This window comes from Corallococcus terminator, from assembly GCF_049194865.1.
In the GTDB taxonomy this organism is placed as follows: Bacteria; Myxococcota; Myxococcia; order Myxococcales; family Myxococcaceae; genus Myxococcus; species Myxococcus terminator_A.
In genome coordinates this window covers 38,237-56,200 of record NZ_JBLZWL010000084.1, presented here as the reverse complement: position 1 = coordinate 56,200, position 17,964 = coordinate 38,237, and the positions used below count along the sequence as shown (strand labels likewise).

Genomic DNA, 17,964 nt, shown 5'->3' with positions numbered 1-17,964 from the left:
GGCCCCCAGAAGGACTGCTCATCGAGCCTGCTGCAACCGCTGCTTCTCCCTCAGGATCAGGCTCCACTCCTGAAGACCTGTACTCAATGCTCGGACCCACGCGTCGACCTCCGTCGAGAGGCGCGGGTCGACATTCCTCAAGGCCGTCAGCTCCGGCACCGCGCTGGCGAAGCCCAGCCGCGCGAGGCTCTGGAGGATGGCCGTGCGCACGCCCACGTCCGACTCCTCGCGATACAGCCCCACCAGCGTCCGCCTTGCGCGGGACATCTCCGGCGCGGGCACGCCGCCCAGCGCCTTCGCCGCCGCCGCGCGCACCTGGGCGTCATCTCCGCGCAAGAGCGTGTGGAGCTGCTCCGCCGACTCCTTGCTGATGGCCGCCGTGGAGATGTTGTCCAGGATTCGCGTCGTCACCTTCGCATCGCTCGACGCCACGGCCGCCGCCACCGCCATGTCCGACGCGGGCCCGTGGAGGCCCGCGTAGACGAACTGGTTGTCCTCGATGAGGTTCGTCGCCGCCTCCATCCGCACCTCGGGCGAGGCGTCGCGCACCAGCCGCGAGTACAAGTCGCCGGTGTGCTCCCCCGCGCTCGTGCGGCGCAGGGCCCGCGTCGAGGCGGCGCGCACGGCCGGGTCCGCGTCTCCCGACGCCCGCTTCCCCACCAGCTGGAGCGTGGCAGGGCTCTCGCCCCGCTCCGTCTTCGCCACCAGCGCCGCGGCCAGGTGCTCCACCATGGAGGGCTCCGTCTCACGCTCGAAGGCCGCGCGGAGCTGCGCCTCCGGCAGCGTGACGGCGGACTCCTTCAACAGCTCCCGCAAGTAGCGCCGGTAGGCCGGCGACTTCGACTGGAGCCCGCGCCGGATGGAGTCCATCAAGCCCTCGACGGAGCACGTCTCGGGTTGGAGCGAGGGAGGAGGCGGCGTCTCCGTCGCATGCGCGAGAGAAGACAACGTCAGCAGGCACAGCGCCTGGGCCAGCAAGAAGGTGCGCGTCATGGAGAGCTCAGTCGCGGTGGAGACAGCCGTAGGGGTCCTGGTCCGCGAGCGCGAGCCACACGCGCTCGAAGTCCACGACACCACTGGCGTAGATGCGCTCGAAGTCCTGGTACGTCGGCTGGAAGCGCGGGTCGATGAGCGCCATGTTCGCCATGACGGGCAGCGCGTCCTTGCCCGCGGCGCGCGCGGAGAAGCGGAACAGCGACCAGCGCACGCACACGTCCTTCTCCGGCTCGAAGGCGCTCGCGAAGGTCTCCAGCACCTTCGCCCGGTCCCCGGACAGCGACAGGTTGTGCGCGGCGGCACCGCGTCCGTCGGGACTGCCCTCGGTGGTGAGGACCTTCGCGAAGCCGTCGGTGGCGCTCGCGTCCAGCACGGGCGCGGTCTCCATGGGCGTCGACAGCGCCATGTACCGGACGTGCTCGTCGAGCGACTGCGTGCCGATGCTCAGCAGCGTGTCCAGGTACGGCGCCGCGTTCGCCGTCCGCGCATGGTCGTTCTTCATCACCCGGGCGATGGTTCGCGCCGCGGCCCAGCCCGCCTCGCCCGAGGCCGGGTCCTTGGCGAAGTCCGCCAGCTGCTTGAGCGCGTCGGGCGACAACTGCTTCTGCGTGTCCAGCGAGGACAACACCCCGGCGCGCCGCTCCGGCTCCAGCGCCGCGTCCATCCCCAGCTCCAACATCTTCCGGGAGACCTCCGGCAGGTGGACGGCCTCCGAGTCCTTCAGCGCCATCGCGAAGACCTTGAACTCCTTCGGCCCCGCCTCGCGCGTCCACTCCAGCACCTGGCTCGCCCGGCCCGCGTCGTTGCCGATGAGCTCCGTCAGGCGCTCCTTCAAGTACATGCGGACCAGCGGGTCCCTCGAGGACAGCAGCGGCGCGCCCCACTCGCGGAACGTGTCCAGGCTCACGCCCTCGTTGAAGCGCTCCAAGTCACGCCAGCAGGTGGTGGCGTCGTACCGGGGCGCTCCCGCGACGGCCTCCTCCCCTGCCCCAGCGGACGGAGCAGCGCCGGCCTTCCCGGGGCCACGAGCTGAAGCGGAACCACCGGGAGCGGAGCGTGGCTCCACCGACTCGACGTGGGCGCCTCCGTCGCGACCGCGCAGGGCCACCAGCCCCACCACGGTCAGCAACAGGAGCCCACCGCCCAGCAGGGCGACGGCTCGACGACGATTGAAGCGCGAAGGCCCGTCCGAGGAAGTGGGACGCGAAGACGATTCGGGACTCATGCCGCGCCGACCCTACTACGCGAACTCCGAGTCTTCCTCTTGATATCTTAAAAAACGGAAATACCAGCCCAACCAAACAAACTGGCAGTTCAGTCGATAACGCCCGGAGTGTGTTTCAGCGGCGCTAGACGGCTCACGGGGCGCGGGGCGGCACCAGGGAGCTGGTCGCCATCAGCAGGTTGCCAGAGGCGTCCTTGGCCAGCGCGTACAGCTTGATGGGGCCCTTCACCGTGGCGGGGACCTTCACGCGCCACGAGTCCGGCGTGGGGCCGGGACTGGCGCGCAGGCGGATGATTTCACCGCGCTCGAAGCGGGTGGCCGCGCCCCGGAAGTTGTAGGCGAAGGAGACCTCCAGCGGCGTGTCGTCGGCCTTCTTCACGTCCAGGCGCACGTCCGCCCAGGTCCCCGTGGGCTCCTGCTTCACGCCCTCCACGGTGAGGCCCTTCAGCTCGGGCAGGGGCGTCGCCGGCTTCTGGCCCGTGTACGCCTCGCGCACCGCGTGCCACGCGGGCCGCGTCGACTTGCCCGACAGCATCCCGAGCCAGAGGCTGGTGTGGTCGAACGTCGCGCTGAAGTTGAAGACGAACAGGCCCAGGCAGTTGCCCGCCTTCACGTGGGGCGCCAGCGCGTTGTTCCACGCGTCGACGATGACGGCGTACTTCTCCTGGTCATCCGGCTCGCGGGCGATGCCGTGGGCGTCCTTGGGAGCCTCCCACTCGCCCTGCGCGCCGAACTCGGTGATGAGCCAGGGCTTGGTGCCACCCTCCTTCTTCAGCGCCTCCGGCAGCACGTGCACGCCCCGGCCGTAGACGTTGAGGCCATACGCGTCGAGCGACGGGACGAACTTCTCCCACCACTTCACCGCGAGCACCCACGCGTCCACGGAGATGACCGGGTGGTTTGAGTCCGCCTTCTTGATGTCCTGGACCACGCTCTCCAGGAAGCGCGCGTAGGCCTCCTTCGCCGCGTCGTTGGGGCTGTTGAGGATGACCTCGTTGCCCAGGCCCCACGCCAGCACCGCCGGGTGGTCCTTGAGGCGCTTCACGCTCTCCAGCGTGTCGGCGCGCTGCTTCTTCATGCCCGCCACATCGGTGAGGTAGTTGAACGAGTCATCATCCTCCGCGCCGGGCTGGCCATGCCGCATCCACAGCCCGACGAGCACCTTGAGGCCATGCTTGTGAGCGGCGTCCAGCAGCAGCGGCGTCTCCGCGCCCACGCCCCACGTGCGCAGCGTGTTGACGCCCAGGGCCGCCAGCCGCGCGCAGTCCTGCTCATACGCCGCCGAGCTGCCACTGCCGCTGAAGGTGACGCCCTTGGCCACGTAGGGGCGCCCATCCACCTGGAGCTGCCATTGCCCGTCCACCTTCGACAGGGCGGTCCGGGCCTCGGCGGCCAGGGCCGGGCACAGCACGAACGCACACAACAACAGCAGGACGCTGCGAGTGGGGCGAAGGCAAGGGGCCATGGGGCGTGGATGGTAACTCGTTTCAGCTCCCATTTCCGGCGTCCCAAGAATTCTCGGAGAAGAAATCCGGGGGTCGCCGTTCACCTCGCCAGCAAAGGAGCAACCACGATGAACTTCTTGGGAAGCATCCGCCGGAGCCGGCGGCAAGTCTGGGGAATGGCCTGTGCCCTGGTGTTGAGTGCCTGTGGAGACAGTCTGCCGCTGGGAGAGGAAGGGCCTCCGGCGGAGGAGCTGGAGACGGGCACCTCCGCGCAGCCGCTGGCGTTCTCCTCGCCCATGGAGTTCTCGGAGCTGCGCGGCTTGCCCGCGGGGCCCGCGACGATGGACACCACGGTGGGCGAATTGCTCGCGGTGCTCCCCAGCCCCCGCTTCGACGACCTGCGCGGCGTGCTCACCGGCCGCCACCAGCCCACCGAGAAGGTGCGCGTGCTGACGTCGTATGTCCGCGACTATCCGGTGTTCCTCAAGGGCAACCAGGCCCTGCTGCCCAACGCGGACGGCGTCTACGCGCAGCAGAATCCGGTCATCACCTGGCAGACCTTGCCCGGCAACGCGTGCAGCTTCAGCCACGCCTGCGCCAACCTGTATGAGGTCTCCGAGCAGGACCCGACGCAGCGCAAGTACGCGGCCATCGTCATCGTCGCCCCCAGCGTCGAACTCGCGGGCCCGGTGGACACGGGCGGCGCGACGCTCGTCATCGCCTCCGGTGCGTACACGTCCCGAGGCTTCCCCCTGCGCACCGTTCCCGGCCCGCGCACCGCGCAGGCGGACCCGGACCCGACGGACGCGGTGCTGCCGCCAGGACGCCTCGGACAGAACGGCGGCAGCTTCGTGCTCTACACCAACGAGCTCAACGGCGTGCGCGTCAACACCACGGCCGAGCGCGGCGAGGACGGCTGGCTGGGCGCGGATGGCCCGCCAATCACCATCAACCACACCATCACCGGCAACAACGGCCCCGACCCCAAGGTCAACTGCACCGGCACCATCGTCAAGCCGCCCCAGAATGGCAGCAACGGCGGAATGGGTGGCCGCTCCGGTGACGTCGTCATCCGCTACACGTCGCTGCGCGGCCCCGGCCTGGTCAACGAGCCGAACAAGGCCTCTCCGGTGACGTCCGAGCAGTGCTTCATGGACGAGGAGCTGCAGTGCCAGAGCCTGCGCTGCCGGTGGAACCCCGCCATCGCCCTGTGCGACCTGCTGACAGAGGCAGACAACGCCCAGTGCAGCGACGGCAAGGACAACGACAACAACGGCTACACGGACTGCCAGGACTACGCCTGCTCGAAGAACCCCCACGTCACGGTGTGCGCGGACGCGACCTGGAGCCCCATCCAGAAGGAGTCCTCCGCCGAGGCCTGCAGCGACGGCAAGGACAATGACGGGGATGGAATGGTGGACTGTGCCGACACCAAGTGCCGCCTGCGCGGCTTCTGTCAGCAGTCGCGCCCGTCCAACAGCGAGTTCTCCGAGGAGGCCTGCGGCGACACGCTGGACAACGACGGCGACGGGTACACCGACTGCGCCGACTTCTCCTGCCAGAACTACTCGACGACGTGCGGGGCGGCGGGCGAGGGCGGCGACGAGGAGTGCCGGGACCTCATCGACAACGACAATGACGGCCTGGGCGACTGCTCGGACCCGGGCTGCTTCGGCAACCCATACTGCAACCTGGGCCCGGCGCTGTTCCTCACCAACGGCCTGGAGGAGGCGAGCGACGCGGCCTGCACGGACGGCATCGACAACGACCTGGACGGCCACAAGGACTGCTCCGACTACGAGTGCCGCTTCAACCCTCGCGTGCTCTCAGCGTGTGGCACCGAGCGCACCCCGCAGGCCTGCTCGGACGGCATCGACAACGACGGCGACGGCAAGACGGACTGCCAGGACTCCAACTGCGCGAACAACCCGTACGTGAAGGTGTGCGAGCCCAACGACTATCCCTTCCTCCAGGAAGCCACCGCGGCCACGTGCAGCGACGGCCTGGACAACGACGGGGACAACTACGCGGACTGCGCTGACTTCCAGTGCAGCAACAGCCCCCTGACGGGGAATGTCTGCGGCGCGCAGGAGAACACCTATGCGCAGTGCACGGACGGCCTGGACAACGACAACGACGGGTTCAAGGACTGCGCCGACACCACCTGCCGCAACAGCCCCTTCATCGGCGACCTGGCGTGCAAGAACAAGGTGCAGACGTGGCATTCCGTGTCCCTGTCGGAGTCCTACAACGGGCGCTACGTGGACACGCGCGCGGAGCTCGTCACCGCGGCCCCCGTGGGCGGCAAGAAGGGCCTGGGCGGCAACCGCCCCTCCAAGACGGTGACGGTGACGGTGCTGGAGTCCCCTCCTGGCACGTGCGAGCACTGGGAGACCTACCTCTGCATCCCCCGGGAGGAGCAGCGCACTTGCTTCATCGGCACCAAGTCCACCGCCGGCACGGCTGGCGCCGTGGGCACCGCTGGGACGCAGCGCATCCTCCGCTCGGAGCGCCGGGACGTGGACATGCTCCGCGCGCTGCTCGCGCCCCAGTCGTGGCGCGTGTCCCAGGCGAACGGCAACACCTGGTTCAAGCGCGGCGAGCTGCAGAAGGCCGCCTTCGTCTACCTGCAGAACGTCATGGAGATGGGTGGCATCCTCGCCCAGGCGGGCCTCGTGTGTGACGAGCCGCTCGACGCGCAGGCGCCCTTCTCCTCCGCGTACCTGTACGGCGCGCTGTGCCCGTTGATGGCCCACGACGTCACCCGCCTGAGCTACATCCAGGGCCAGCGCAACTTCTACGGCCTGGCCAAGGAGACCCCCTTCAACTCGCACCTGCGCTACGAGCAACTCCGCGCGGAGTTCGACTCGCTCTACGACGTGCTGGACAGCTCGGTGAACCAGTGGCTCGCGCTCTCCAATGGCATGCAGCTGTCCGCCTGGATGACGCAGAACCAGGCCGCGATGAACGCCGACGTCGTCGCGCTGGAGGCCGAGGAGGCCGTGGCCACCCAGCGCATCACCGCGGCGAACGCGGCGCTGACCGCCCTGCAGACGTCGATGAACAACCGCAAGGCCGCCATCAACCAGCTCACCGAGAGCATCCAGGCGGCGGACACCCGCATCACCGACCACTACAACTCCAACAACAAGGACTTCGGAGACTTCGTCCTGGACCTCATCGGCAAGGTGGCCGCCGCGTACGGGGGGCAGTTCGCCGCCGACCTGGTCGGGAAGGGCGCGGAGAGCATGTGGAGTGAGATGAAGAAGAGCTTCAAGTCGGAGACCAGCGCCACGCCCGTGCCCGGCGCGGGGCCGACGAGCAGCGCGAGCACGTCCTTCCACTCCCAGGTGTGGGAGGCGCTGAAGACCAGCGCCACCGAGGCGGCCAAGAGCAAGCCCTTCAAGGACACGCTGAAGACGGGCGGCACGCAGCTCTGGGACATCGTCTCCGGCAACCAGAAGAACCCGGCGCGCAGCGTCATCTCGGACGAGGTGAAGAAGGAGATTCTCGCCCAGTCCCAGGTGGAGATCACCCTGGACTTGCTGGACCTCCAGGCCCAGCTCACCAAGGCCCAGGCGGACTACAAGCTGGCGCTGATGGAGCGCGACACTGCGCTCCTGCGCCAGCGCAACGCGGTGGCGGCGCGCGACGCGCTCAACGACATCCTCCACTTCGGCAGCGGCACGGAGCTGCGGAAGTTCGACCAGCTCCTCATCGGCCAGCAGGTGTACGCACGGGCGCTGCGCACGTTGGACCAGCTCACGCTGCGCTACTGGGAGCTCATCCGCGTGGCGGAGTACCAGTACCTGCCCTTCGACCCGAGCACGGGTGGCAGCGCCATTCCCGCCTCCTTCCGCGACAACATCGACTTCCACCTGGGCAACTACCCGGACATGAAGACGCGGCTGGTGCAGGGCCTGGACAGCCTGGCCTCGCACACCGTGCAGAGCCCGGCGCCGTACTACCGACGCCTGCCCGTGAGTGACTTCCACGCGCTGTCGACCAACGAGTTGGAGCGGCTCAAGCCCCTGGGCGAGCTGGTCAACGGGGCGACGACGTACCGGGGCGCGCGCTTCCAGGTGACGGCGACGGACCTGGCGGCCTCGCCGCTCCTGTCGCTGCGCAAGGGTCACCGCGTGCGCAACGTGCGCGTCAACCTCGTGACGACCAGCGGCGCGACGGCCAACGTGGCGGCCGTGCTGGTGCGCGATACGATGGATGGCTTCAAGCTCGGCAACCACTTCGCCGAGTTCGAGCTGCTCAGCAAGGACGACTACACCTCCGGAGGGACCCGGCAGGTGCTCCACTACGTGTCCTTCTCCGCCTGCGGGTCCGGCCTGCCGGCGTGCGACATCGCCAACGCGGCCTGCACCACGCCCTTCCAGACGGCCTCGTTCGTGGACTCGTGCAGCATCGCCCTGGGTGGCTCCACGCCGGCCACCAACTCCTTCTATGACCGGAGCCTGTTGGGTGAGTGGACGCTGCTCATCGACACGGCGAGCTTCACCGGCCTGGGACAGGTGCGCGCGGCGGAGGTCGTCTTCCTGACGCTGGGCAGCGCCATCTGACGTCGGGGTGACTCCGGGTGCGGGCTCGCGACGAGGCGGGCCCGCCTCCGGAATTTGGGGTGGCTCCCACGCTCCGGGTGCCGCAGCATGCGGCCCATGGAGACTCCCAAGCCCGTGCCGACGGCCCTCACCATCGCCGGCTCCGACAGCGGTGGTGGCGCCGGCATCCAGGCGGACCTGAACACCTTCTCGTTTCACCGTGTGCACGGCACCACCGCGCTCACGGCCATCACCGCGCAGAACACCCGGGGTGTCACCCGCGTGGACGTCCTGCCCGCCGCCGCCGTGGCCGCGCAGATGGACGCCGTCGCCGAGGACCTGGGCGTGGGCGCGGTGAAGACGGGCATGCTCGTCAACGCCGAGATCATCTCCGTCGTCGCGTGGCGGCTGAAGGCCCTGAAGCCAGGCCCGCTCGTGGTGGACCCCGTCATGGTGTCCCGCACCGGAGCACGCCTCATCGACGACTCAGCCGTCGGGGCCTTGAAGGAGCACCTGCTCCCGCTCGCCGACGTCGTCACCCCCAACCGTCACGAGGCGGAGCTGCTCGCGGGGATGGAGCTGAACACGCTGGAGGACATGAAGGAGGCCGCGCGGCGCATCCACCAGCTCGGGCCGCGCGCGGTGCTCGTCAAGGGCGGAGGCATGGCCGGCGAGCTTCGCGGGCTGGACGTCTGGTTCGACGGCGAGCGGATGGAGACGCTGTTCCTGCGCGCGGTGAAGACGCACAACACCCACGGCACCGGCTGCACGCTGTCCGCCGCCATCGCCGCCTGGCTGGCGCTGGGGCAGCTCCCCTGGGAGGCCACCCGGCGCGCCAAGGCCCACGTCACCGCGGCCCTGGAGCACCCGCTCGCCCTGGGGCGGGGCCATGGCCCCTTCAGTCACTTCTCACCCTTGGGGACGCCCTCCTGACACGGTCGGAAAATCGCGTCGAAAACAGGCTGTCGATTTCCCCCTCCCCCAATCGACTCCTCGGCGGGAGGCTGTGCTCCCCCGACACCGAGAGGAACGACCCATGAAGTACCTGCTGATGATCTACGAGAACGAGAAGGCCTGGGAGTCGATGCCCAAGGCGGAGACCGACCAGATCATGGGTGAGTATTCTTCCTACACGGACTCAATCCAGAAGAGCGGCAACTTCGTCGCGGGTGAGGCGCTGCAGCCGACGCAGACGGCGACGACGGTGCGCGTGCGCGATGGCAAGCGCCTGACGACGGACGGGCCCTTCGCGGAGACGCGGGAGCAGTTCGGAGGCTTCTTCCTGGTGGAGGCGAAGGACCTCGACGAAGCCATCGCGCTGGCCTCGCGGATTCCGAGCGTGCGGCAGGGCTGCGTCGAGATCCGCCCGGTGATCGACTTCTCCGATTCGATGGGCTGAGGCCCGAGGCTCGGGCCCCGGGGCGTGGACCTCGGGGCCTGGGTGGAGTCTTCATGACGGACCTGCCGTCCCTGCTCGAGCGGACACACCGCGACGACTATGGCCGCATCGTGGCCACGGTCATCCGGGTCATGGGCGGAGACTTCGGCTCGGCCGAGGAGGTGGTGCAGGAGGCCTTCGAGGCGGCGCTCCTCCAGTGGCCGCGCGAGGGTGTGCCGGAGGAGCCTCGGGCGTGGCTTCTGCGCGCGGCGAAGAACAAGGCGGTGGACCGGGTGCGCAGGGGTGCCCGGCTCGGCGCGCGCGTGGATGCGCTGGAGGTCATCGCGCGGCTGGAGCAGGAGCTGGCCCCGTCGCTGGATGGGAGGGACTGGCAGGCGCATCCGGATGACTCGCTCCGGCTGCTCTTCACCTGTTGCCACCCGGCGCTGGCGGAGGACATCCAGGTGGCCCTGGCGCTGCGCACGCTGTGCGGCCTGACGACGGAGGAAGTGGCCCGCGCGTTCCTGGTGCCCGCCGCGACGATGGCGCAGCGGCTGGTGCGGGCGCAGCGCAAGATTCGCGACGCGCGCATTCCCTACGTCATCCCGGAGCCGGACGCGCTGGCCGAGCGCACCCGGGGCGTGCTGCACGCCATCTACCTGCTCTTCTCGGAGGGCCACTCCGCGACGGAGGGCACGGAGTTGCTGCGCATGGACCTGTGCGCGGAGGCGCTGCGGCTGGCGAGGCTGACGCGCTCGCTGCTTCCACGCCATCCCGAGGTGGCCTCACTGCTGGCGTTGATGCTGCTTCACCACTCGCGTCGCCGCGCGCGCGTGGCCGAGGACGGAGGGCTGGTGCTGTTGGACCGGCAGGACCGGAGCTTGTGGGAGCGCGCGGAGATTGAGGAGGGACTGGCGCAGTTGGATGCGGCGCTGGCGCTGGGCGCGCACGGGGCCTACACCGTCCAGGCGGCCATCGCGGCGCTCCATGCGCGGGCAAAGCAGCCGGCGGAGACCGACTGGGAGCAGATCGCCGCCCTCTATGGACGGCTCACCCAGCTGACCCCGGGTCCCGTGGTGGAGCTCAATCGCGCGGCGGCGGTGGCGATGGCGCGCGGCCCTGAGCAAGGGCTCGCGCTGGTCGACGACCTGGAGTCCTCCGGCAGGCTCACCGCGTATCACCTGCTCCCGGCGGCCCGCGCGGAGCTGCTGCGCCGCCTGGGTCGTTGGCGGGAAGCCGAGGCGGCCTACCGACGGGCGCTCGCGCTGGTGCGCACCGGGCCCGAGCGGCGCTTCCTGGAGGAACGCCTTCGCGAGGTGCTCGCGAGCACCCCGCCAGCGTCCTGACGCGAAGCGGACCTCAGTTCCAGAGCTCGCGCGAGAGCGTGTCCACCAGCGCCACGGCGACCTCCGGCGAGGGAAGTCCGAGCTCGCGCACGAGGGCGGCATCCGTCGGCTCGGCCACCTCCGCGCGCAGCGCCTCCACGGCGCGCAGCCGAGCCTCGCGCACGGCCATTCGCTCGCTTTCGGGGAGCCGAGTGCCCGCCCAGCGGTCAATGGCCCACGACAGGTCCGCGTGCCGCGTCTCGTCCTCGGCGATGCGCGCCATCGCCTCGCGCACCTCGGCGTCCTCCGCGTGCAGTGCCTGATGGTGGGCCACCAGCGCGCCATACGTCTCGCGCACGCAGCCCTCCACGGCGTTGTCGAGCATCACCTCCGCGAGCGGCCTGGGCGGAAGCGAAGCCACCTGGGGCCGCTCCGGCGTCGCGCCGTACTTCCGGGCCAGACGCCCGCAGACCTCCGTGTGCATCACCTCGTCCATCGCGCTGCGCAGCGCCGCGTCCTGGAGCGCTACGTCCGCGCCGTGCAGCGCCAGCTCCGCGCGCAGCCGCAGGAACGCCTGGATGGAGACCGCCTCCAGATGGGCGATGAGCGCCATGTGCCGCCCCACGGTGTCCGCGCACTCGACGGAGCCATCCGACTGGAGTCCCGCCGGCCTGCGTCCCACGGCACACCCCTTGTCGCCGCGCCTCAGGACCTCGCTCTCCTTCTCCACCACCTCCCCGGAAGGCGACACCTGGAAGAGGTACTGCGTCTGCTTGGTGCCCTCTCCGCAGGCGTAGCCCTGGGTCGCGACGACGTTGAAGCTGCCGTCGCCGTTCGCCTTCACGGCCCCCTCCTCCAGCTTGGCGCAGCTCAAGGCGTAGCCGTCCGCGAAGACCCGCAGCAGGGCCTCCTGCGGCGTGTCGATGGTGCCCAGGAAGCCGATGAGCGCCTCTACCGAGGTCCGCGCCGCCACCGTGTCGCCTGTCGTGGTCGCCAGGTAGTACGACTCGCAGAACAAGTCGCAGGAGTTACGAAAGCCCTCCTCGGGGGCCAGGGACGCGAGCTCTGCCTGACACGCCGCGGGCTGGGAAGCCGTCGCGCAAGCCGTGCCCGAAGACGACAGCACCTCGTGGAAGCGCGAGCCGCTGGCATGGTCTCCTCCGTCACTGCTCCGGCGCAGCTGCACCAGGTCCGTCTGCGTCGCGGGTGACAGGCCGCTCATCGCGAGCCTCGAACCCTCCTCGCACACGGGAGGCGAGTAGCCCTTGAGGTCCAGACCGCCACAGCCAGCCAACAACAAGGGAGAGGCCAGCGAGGCTCGCAGGGCCTTCGCGAAGAGCTGCCGCAGTTGATTCGAGTCCATGAAGGCTCCCATCGAGAGAGCCCGATGCCAAAGCAATGCGGAGGCCAGGAGCGCGTCACTCGGAGGGAGGTCTGAAACGCTGACCCGCGCACGCCTTTTACTCCCCACCCGCTCAGAAATCTGAGGCCGGGAAGACGCCGCCTCCCAGGGTCCGGGACGTCAGTGCGGGCGCGGCGTCCCAGGGCCCTCGTCGAGCATGCGCACCACCACGATGCGACAAGCCGCGCACACCACACCGGCGCGTTCCCAATGGACCTGCTCTTCCAATTCGCGAGCGTCCTCGGGCCCTTCCTCCAACCGCTGCACCAACGCCGCGAGTGCGTCCCTGTCCCCGTCTTCGGCCTCGTCACCGGAGTCGAGCAGGTCCTGCTCGCCCTCCAGTACCAGGTTGAAGCGGTAGTACACCTCGCGGGGGCTGAGGGCGCGTCCACACGTCGCACAGTGCCGGGGTCTTGGCTCCGTCATCGCAAGTCCCACCCTCGCTCGAGTGAGCAGCAGCCATGGCAATCCGCCATCCCCAGCGTGGCACACTGCCACGCCCTCCCGACACCACTTCCGTGAATTCAGGGAGATAGTTTGAGGCACGAGTATTGCTGAAGGGCCCGTGGCTTTTGTCCCCCTGGTCCCCACCACCGTGCCCCTCACATGACTCCGTCGTTTCCTCCTGAAGTCTCGGGACGCCAGGCCCTGGCGCGCCCGCGCGGTCACACCTCGCCAGGGAGGCTGACGCTTCCCGGGGCGCTCGCCCTGCTCCTGCTGTCGCTGGGAGCCTGTCGTGACACTCCGAGTGAGGACGTCAGCGAGCAGGTGGTGGAGGAGACACCCGGAGCGGTCCTCACCATCGACGCCATGGACAACGAGCAGCACGTCCTTCGCGGTGGCTTCCGGGTCGACGCGGGCGTCGTCCGGGTGGTGGTCTACGAGGGCACGGTGCTCGTCGGCGAGGCGGTGCTGGAGCCCGGTGGACGGTGGAGCATTCCCTGGCAGCCGAGCCACGAAAGCCAGGCGCTGGAGCTCATCGCCTATCACGACACCGGGACGGAGAATCGCACCCGGCTCGACTTCCAACGGTTGAGCTTCACCGCGCCGGAGGGCCTGTATGCCGCCGAGGCGCTCCTCACGCTGCCCACGTCGCCGGACACCACGACGCGCTACACCTTGGATGGCTCGACGCCGGGCCCCACCTCCACCGTCTACAGGGCGCCGCTGGCGCTGCTGAACCGGAGCGGACAGCCCGCCCCGCTGAGCCTCATCCGGACCAACCCGGAGGACATGGCCGAGCCGTGGCGTTGGAAACCACCCGCCGCGCCCGTGACGCTCGGCACCGTGGTGCGCGTCCAGCGGTTCGCAGGGGAGACGCCGGTGGAGGCGGGACAGGCGCGGACGTATCTCATTGGTCAGCGTCCCTACACGCTGCCAGTCCTTTCCCTGGTGACGGACGCGGCGAACTTCTTCGACCCTGTCCGGGGCATCTATGTGCCAGGCCGCGTCCACGAGGAGTTTCCGGACTGGACGTGGGGCTGGGGGACGGGCAATTACATGCAGGATGGTAAGGATTGGGAGCGCCCGGTCCATGTCGAGTGGTTCGAGGAGTCAGGCGCGCCCGTGATTGCGCAGAACGCGGGGGTGCGCATCCACGGCTCCGGGAGCGCGGCGCTGCCACAGAAGAGTCTGCGATTGTATGCGAAGGAAGACTATGGTCCGGAGCTGTTCCAGGCCGACATCTTCCCGGGCCATCCGCTGCGCGACTTCAAGCGCTTGCTGGTGCGCACCTCGGGACAGGACCAGCAGGTCACCAAGCTGAGGGACTGCGTCCTCCAGGGGCTCTTGCGCGACACGACGCTGGCCCTCCAGGCCTGTCGGCCCACGGTGGTGTTCCTCAACGGCGAGTACTGGGGGCTGCACGAGCTGCGCGAGCGGTATGACGAGTACTACCTGGCGGGCCACCACGGGTTGAACCGGAAGAACATCGTCATCCTGGAGAATGAAGGCGTCCTCGACACCGGGGAACCGGAGGACGCGCTCCCGTATGCGGAGCTGCTGACGTACGTGCGCGAGCACGACCTCTCCGTGCCCGAGCACTACGCGCACGTCCTGGAGCGCATGGATGTGGAGGACTTCATCGACTACCACATCGCGCAAATCTACTTCGGCAACGAAGACTGGCCGAACAACAACATCAAGTTCTGGCGCGACCGCTCGGGCGACGGCACACCGGGGCCCGGGGATGGGCGCTGGCGCTGGCTTTTGTATGATTTGGACGCGGCGTTCTCCGGCGGGGCGGAGGCCGACTCGCTGGGCCGGCTCCTGCATGACGACACCCTGGGTGAGCCTTTCGTGGTGCTGCTGCGCGGCCTGCTGAAGTCGCCGGACTTCAAGGGGCTGTTCATCGCGCGCTTCCACTGGCACCTGGAGAACACCTTCGCCCCGGAGCGCGTCGTGGCGTGGCTCGACGCGGCGGCGGAGCGGCTCGCGCCCGAGCTGCCCGAGCACATCGGACGGTGGCAGTACCCGCTCTCGATGGAGCGCTGGCGGGAGGACATGCAGGCCATGCGAGACATCGTGCTTCGGCGCCCGGACGCACTGCGCACGCTCCTGGAGCAGGAGCTGGGCGCGCCGTGAAGGGCCGAGGGCGCCCGCCCTCCGCGCCCGGACGCCCGAAGTCTTCATGCCACGCCGACCCGAGCTGGATGCCCTGCGGGGGCTGCTCCTCGTCTTGATGACGCTGACGCACCTGCCCACCCGGCTGCACGCGTACAGCAGCCAGCCGTTCGGGTTCGTCTCGGCGGCCGAGGGGTTCGTGTTCCTGTCGGCGTTCCTGGTGGGGGGCTCACATGCGAAGACCTGGGACACGCCCAGTCGCCTGTGGGCGAGCCTGCGCAGCCGGGCGCTGAAGGTCTACGTGCACCATGTCGGGCTGTTGTTCTTCGCCTTCACGGTCATCGGCACGGTGGGCTGGTTGGCGAATCGGCCCGCCATCCGCAACCTGCTCGACTTCTACCATCAGGAGCCGCTCACGGCGCTGTTGAGCAGCCTCGTCCTGCTGTACTGCCCGCCGCTGCTCGACATCCTTCCGCTGTATGTCGTGCTGCTATTCCTGACGCCGTTCGTCCTGCTCGCGGCGCGCGAGGCGGGCTGGACGAAGGTGCTGTGCCTGAGTGGACTCGTGTGGTTCTGGGCGCAGCTCGGGTTGAAGCGAGCGCTGTACACGGGGCTGGGAGACCTGACCTGGCTGCCGGTCAGAATCGACCAGTCCGGGGCGTTCGACTTGTTCGCCTGGCAGTTCCTCTGGGTGCTGGGTGTGTGGATTGGGAGTCAGCGGGCCAGGCTGAAGCTTCCGGAGGAGGCCGCGTCCCCGGTGCTGCTGGGGGGCGCGTGGGTGCTGAGCCTGCTGTTCCTGCTGGCGCGGTATGAGGTGGAGCCCTTCGTGTGGTTCGCGAGTCAGCCGGTGCTCCTGGACAAGTGGACGCTGGCGCCGCTGCGGCTGGTGAACTTCCTGGCGCTGGCGGTGCTCGCGGACCGGGGCTCACCGCGCGTCTATCAATGGCTGAAGCCTCGGATGCTGGTGCTGCTCGGGAGCGCGTCGCTCCCGGTCTTCAGCGTCCACCTGGTGCTGTGCCTGTTGAGCCTGGCGCTCATCAACGAGAACGAGGCACCGCTCGACAGCCTGGAGGAGCTGGCCGTGCTGGTGGTGACGTTCGCCAGCATGCTCATCGTGGCCCTGCATCACCGGCGACGCGCGGCGCTCACGGGCTGACGCGCGGAGGAGTCGCTTCGGTGCGCCCCAGCTCGGAGAACGAGGTGCTGGTGAGGGCCTCGACAAAGGCCACCAGGTCGGCGCGGTCTCGAGGAGTGAACGGGGTCCGGCGGGCGTCACCACTGACACGAGAGTCCAGCTCGCGGTCCACGGCTTCGCTCAGGGTGGGGACACTGCCGTCGTGCATGTAGGGCGCCGTGAGGGCGGCATTGCGCAGGCTGGGAGTCCGGAAACGTCCGATGTCCTCCGTGCGAAGGCTCACGACGAAGCGCCCCAGCGCGGCCACGTCCTCTCGCGAGGCCACGGCGGAGAAGCGCTCGGCCTCGGGCAGCTTCGCCACCTCCCGAGCCACCGTGGGCAGTCGCGACCGGAGGTCCTCCCGCGGCACGCCCGCGTGAAAGCGTCCATCCGTGAAGGTGGCCACCTTGGAGCCGACGGTGTGACAGCGAGCGCATCCGGCGCGCCCCATGAAGAGCGTGAGTCCCCGGCGCGGGGACGCGTCGAGCGCGGTGGAGTCCTTGCCGAAGTGGAAGCGCTCAAACGAAGACTCGCCGGACTTGAGCGTGCGCACGTAGGCGGCGATGGACCCGGTGATGGTCTGAGTGGAGACCTCTTCGTTGGGAAAGGCCAGCGCGTGAGCCGCCACATGGCGCCGGCGAACCCGGGCCACCAGTTCCTCGGGGGAACCCAGCGCGTGCTCTTGAGGATGCAGGAGTGGGTCGAGGATGAGCGCCTCCAGCGAGGTTCGCCGACCATCCCAGAACAACGTCCGAACCTCGGCCACATCGAGCAGGCTGGGCGCATTCCTCGTGCCCACCCGGTGATGCGCTCCGAGTGAGCGAGCATCCCTGTCGGAAAAGACGCGCTCCGGCAGATGGCAGGTCATGCAGCCGACCCGACCATCCGCGCTCAGGGACAGGTCGAAGAACAGCGCGCGGCCAAGAGCCTCCCGCTGCGCCAACCGCCCCGTGGCGGCGACAGCCTCCGCGCGTGGAGTCGTCGGTCCGGCCGCGGACGCCATCATCGTCAGGCAGAGGCCAGACATCGCGGCCCAGAGCATGCTCAGAACACCTGACGGAGCCCGAAGCGTCCGCGGGCGCGAGCGGAGTCACCATCCACGGCGACCACGGGGGCGTACTGGCCCAGTTCCGGGTCATAGGCGTGCACCGAGCCGGACTCGAGCTGGTACACCCACGCGTAGAGGTTGAGCTTGCGGCGCGCGAGCCCGTCGGCGACGACAGGCAGCGTGCGCAGGTGCTCGACCTGCACGAGGACGTTCTCCATCACCGCCGCGTCCTGGAGCGCGGGGCCGGTCAGGTGGCTGTAGCTCTCCTGGACGATGCGGCGAGTGGGCTCGGCGTGGCGCAGCCAGCCGCGCATCTCCGGGAGGCGGGACAGTTGCTCGGGCTGAAGGAGTCCCTGCATGGCGCCGCAGCGGGTGTGGCCGCAGACGATGATGTGACGCACTTCCAGGGCCGCCACGGCGTACTCGATGGTGGCCCCCTCGCCGTTGTTGGGCGTGCCGTGTGGGGGGACGATGTTGCCGGCGTTGCGGATGATGAACAGCTCGCCGGGCCCCGCGCTGGTCAGCTCATTGGGGAGCACTCGCGAATCCGAACAGGTGATGAAGAGCACCTCGGGGCTCTGCGCCTCCGCGAGCCGGGAGTAGAGCTCCTGCTTGGAGCGAAAGACCTCCGTCTGGAAGTGATGCAGGCCGGGGATGAGTTTCTCCATGGAGAGGAGACTTCACCAAGAGCGGGTGCGCCGACAACCCCGATGTCGAGAAGAGTGTCGTCCGTCGTGCGACATCGAAGCGGCCCGCGTTGCCCACACCTGGGCCCCCAGATGCAACCTCGGAGTCCTGATTGCCGCCAGAAGCGATGGAGCGCCGCGCCCACTCATCACCGCCAATGGGCCTTCGGCAA

13 protein-coding genes are annotated in these 17,964 nt (G+C 69.1%); 6 read left to right on the top strand and 7 right to left on the bottom strand.

Annotated features, from left to right (window positions below; genetic code table 11):
- Positions 1-18: 18 nt before the first annotated feature.
- From ACN469_RS26695 to ACN469_RS26685, 3 genes are all read right to left on the bottom strand, one after another.
- A complete protein-coding gene (locus ACN469_RS26695) occupies positions 19-993 on the bottom strand; it encodes a HEAT repeat domain-containing protein (protein WP_498772099.1) in 975 nt (324 codons plus the stop codon).
- Between the two features lie 7 nt (positions 994-1,000).
- Entirely contained in the window at positions 1,001-2,221 is a 1,221-nt protein-coding gene (locus tag ACN469_RS26690) for a hypothetical protein (protein ID WP_498772097.1), read from the bottom strand.
- Positions 2,222-2,354: 133 nt separating this feature from the next.
- A complete protein-coding gene (locus ACN469_RS26685; RefSeq protein ID WP_498772095.1) occupies positions 2,355-3,686 on the bottom strand; it encodes a glycoside hydrolase family 2 TIM barrel-domain containing protein in 1,332 nt (443 codons plus the stop codon).
- Between the two features lie 108 nt (positions 3,687-3,794).
- Between ACN469_RS26685 and ACN469_RS26680 the strand changes: the two genes are divergently transcribed.
- The 4 genes from ACN469_RS26680 to ACN469_RS26665 all read left to right on the top strand — a co-directional run bounded on the left by ACN469_RS26680 (position 3,795) and on the right by ACN469_RS26665 (position 10,940).
- Positions 3,795-8,237: a hypothetical protein gene (locus tag ACN469_RS26680; protein ID WP_498772093.1), complete on the top strand. Its 4,443-nt coding sequence runs from the start codon at positions 3,795-3,797 to the stop codon at positions 8,235-8,237.
- Between the two features lie 87 nt (positions 8,238-8,324).
- Entirely contained in the window at positions 8,325-9,149 is an 825-nt protein-coding gene (gene thiD / locus ACN469_RS26675; protein WP_498772091.1) for a bifunctional hydroxymethylpyrimidine kinase/phosphomethylpyrimidine kinase, read from the top strand.
- 103 nt (positions 9,150-9,252) lie between these two features.
- Positions 9,253-9,615: a YciI family protein gene (locus ACN469_RS26670; protein ID WP_498772089.1), complete on the top strand. Its 363-nt coding sequence runs from the start codon at positions 9,253-9,255 to the stop codon at positions 9,613-9,615.
- 53 nt (positions 9,616-9,668) lie between these two features.
- Positions 9,669-10,940: an RNA polymerase sigma factor gene (locus tag ACN469_RS26665; RefSeq protein ID WP_498772087.1), complete on the top strand. Its 1,272-nt coding sequence runs from the start codon at positions 9,669-9,671 to the stop codon at positions 10,938-10,940.
- Between the two features lie 13 nt (positions 10,941-10,953).
- On the opposite strand, the gene ACN469_RS26660 is transcribed toward ACN469_RS26665, so the two are convergent.
- Positions 10,954-12,282: a ferritin-like domain-containing protein gene (locus ACN469_RS26660; RefSeq protein WP_498772085.1), complete on the bottom strand. Its 1,329-nt coding sequence runs from the start codon at positions 12,280-12,282 to the stop codon at positions 10,954-10,956.
- Positions 12,283-12,441: 159 nt separating this feature from the next.
- The gene (locus ACN469_RS26655) at positions 12,442-12,747 is read right to left on the bottom strand and encodes a hypothetical protein (RefSeq protein ID WP_498772083.1); all 306 of its coding nucleotides are present in this window, start codon (positions 12,745-12,747) and stop codon (positions 12,442-12,444) included.
- 180 nt (positions 12,748-12,927) lie between these two features.
- Between ACN469_RS26655 and ACN469_RS26650 the strand changes: the two genes are divergently transcribed.
- Both ACN469_RS26650 and opgC read left to right on the top strand, forming a co-directional pair.
- Entirely contained in the window at positions 12,928-14,904 is a 1,977-nt protein-coding gene (locus ACN469_RS26650) for a CotH kinase family protein (protein WP_498772081.1), read from the top strand.
- A 46-nt stretch (positions 14,905-14,950) separates the two neighbouring features.
- Positions 14,951-16,039: an OpgC domain-containing protein gene (opgC, locus tag ACN469_RS26645; protein ID WP_498772079.1), complete on the top strand. Its 1,089-nt coding sequence runs from the start codon at positions 14,951-14,953 to the stop codon at positions 16,037-16,039.
- Here opgC and ACN469_RS26640 read toward each other — a convergent pair.
- Together ACN469_RS26640 and ACN469_RS26635 are read right to left on the bottom strand one after the other, a co-directional pair.
- Positions 16,029-17,099 carry a cytochrome-c peroxidase gene (locus ACN469_RS26640; RefSeq protein ID WP_498772077.1) on the bottom strand — a complete coding sequence of 357 codons (1,071 nt, stop codon included), beginning with the start codon at positions 17,097-17,099 and terminating at the stop codon, positions 16,029-16,031. The genes opgC and ACN469_RS26640 overlap by 11 nt on opposite strands.
- A 2-nt stretch (positions 17,100-17,101) precedes the next feature.
- Positions 17,102-17,773, bottom strand: a complete 672-nt coding sequence (locus ACN469_RS26635) for a carbonic anhydrase (RefSeq protein WP_498772075.1) — start codon at positions 17,771-17,773, stop codon at positions 17,102-17,104.
- Positions 17,774-17,964 lie beyond the last annotated feature (191 nt).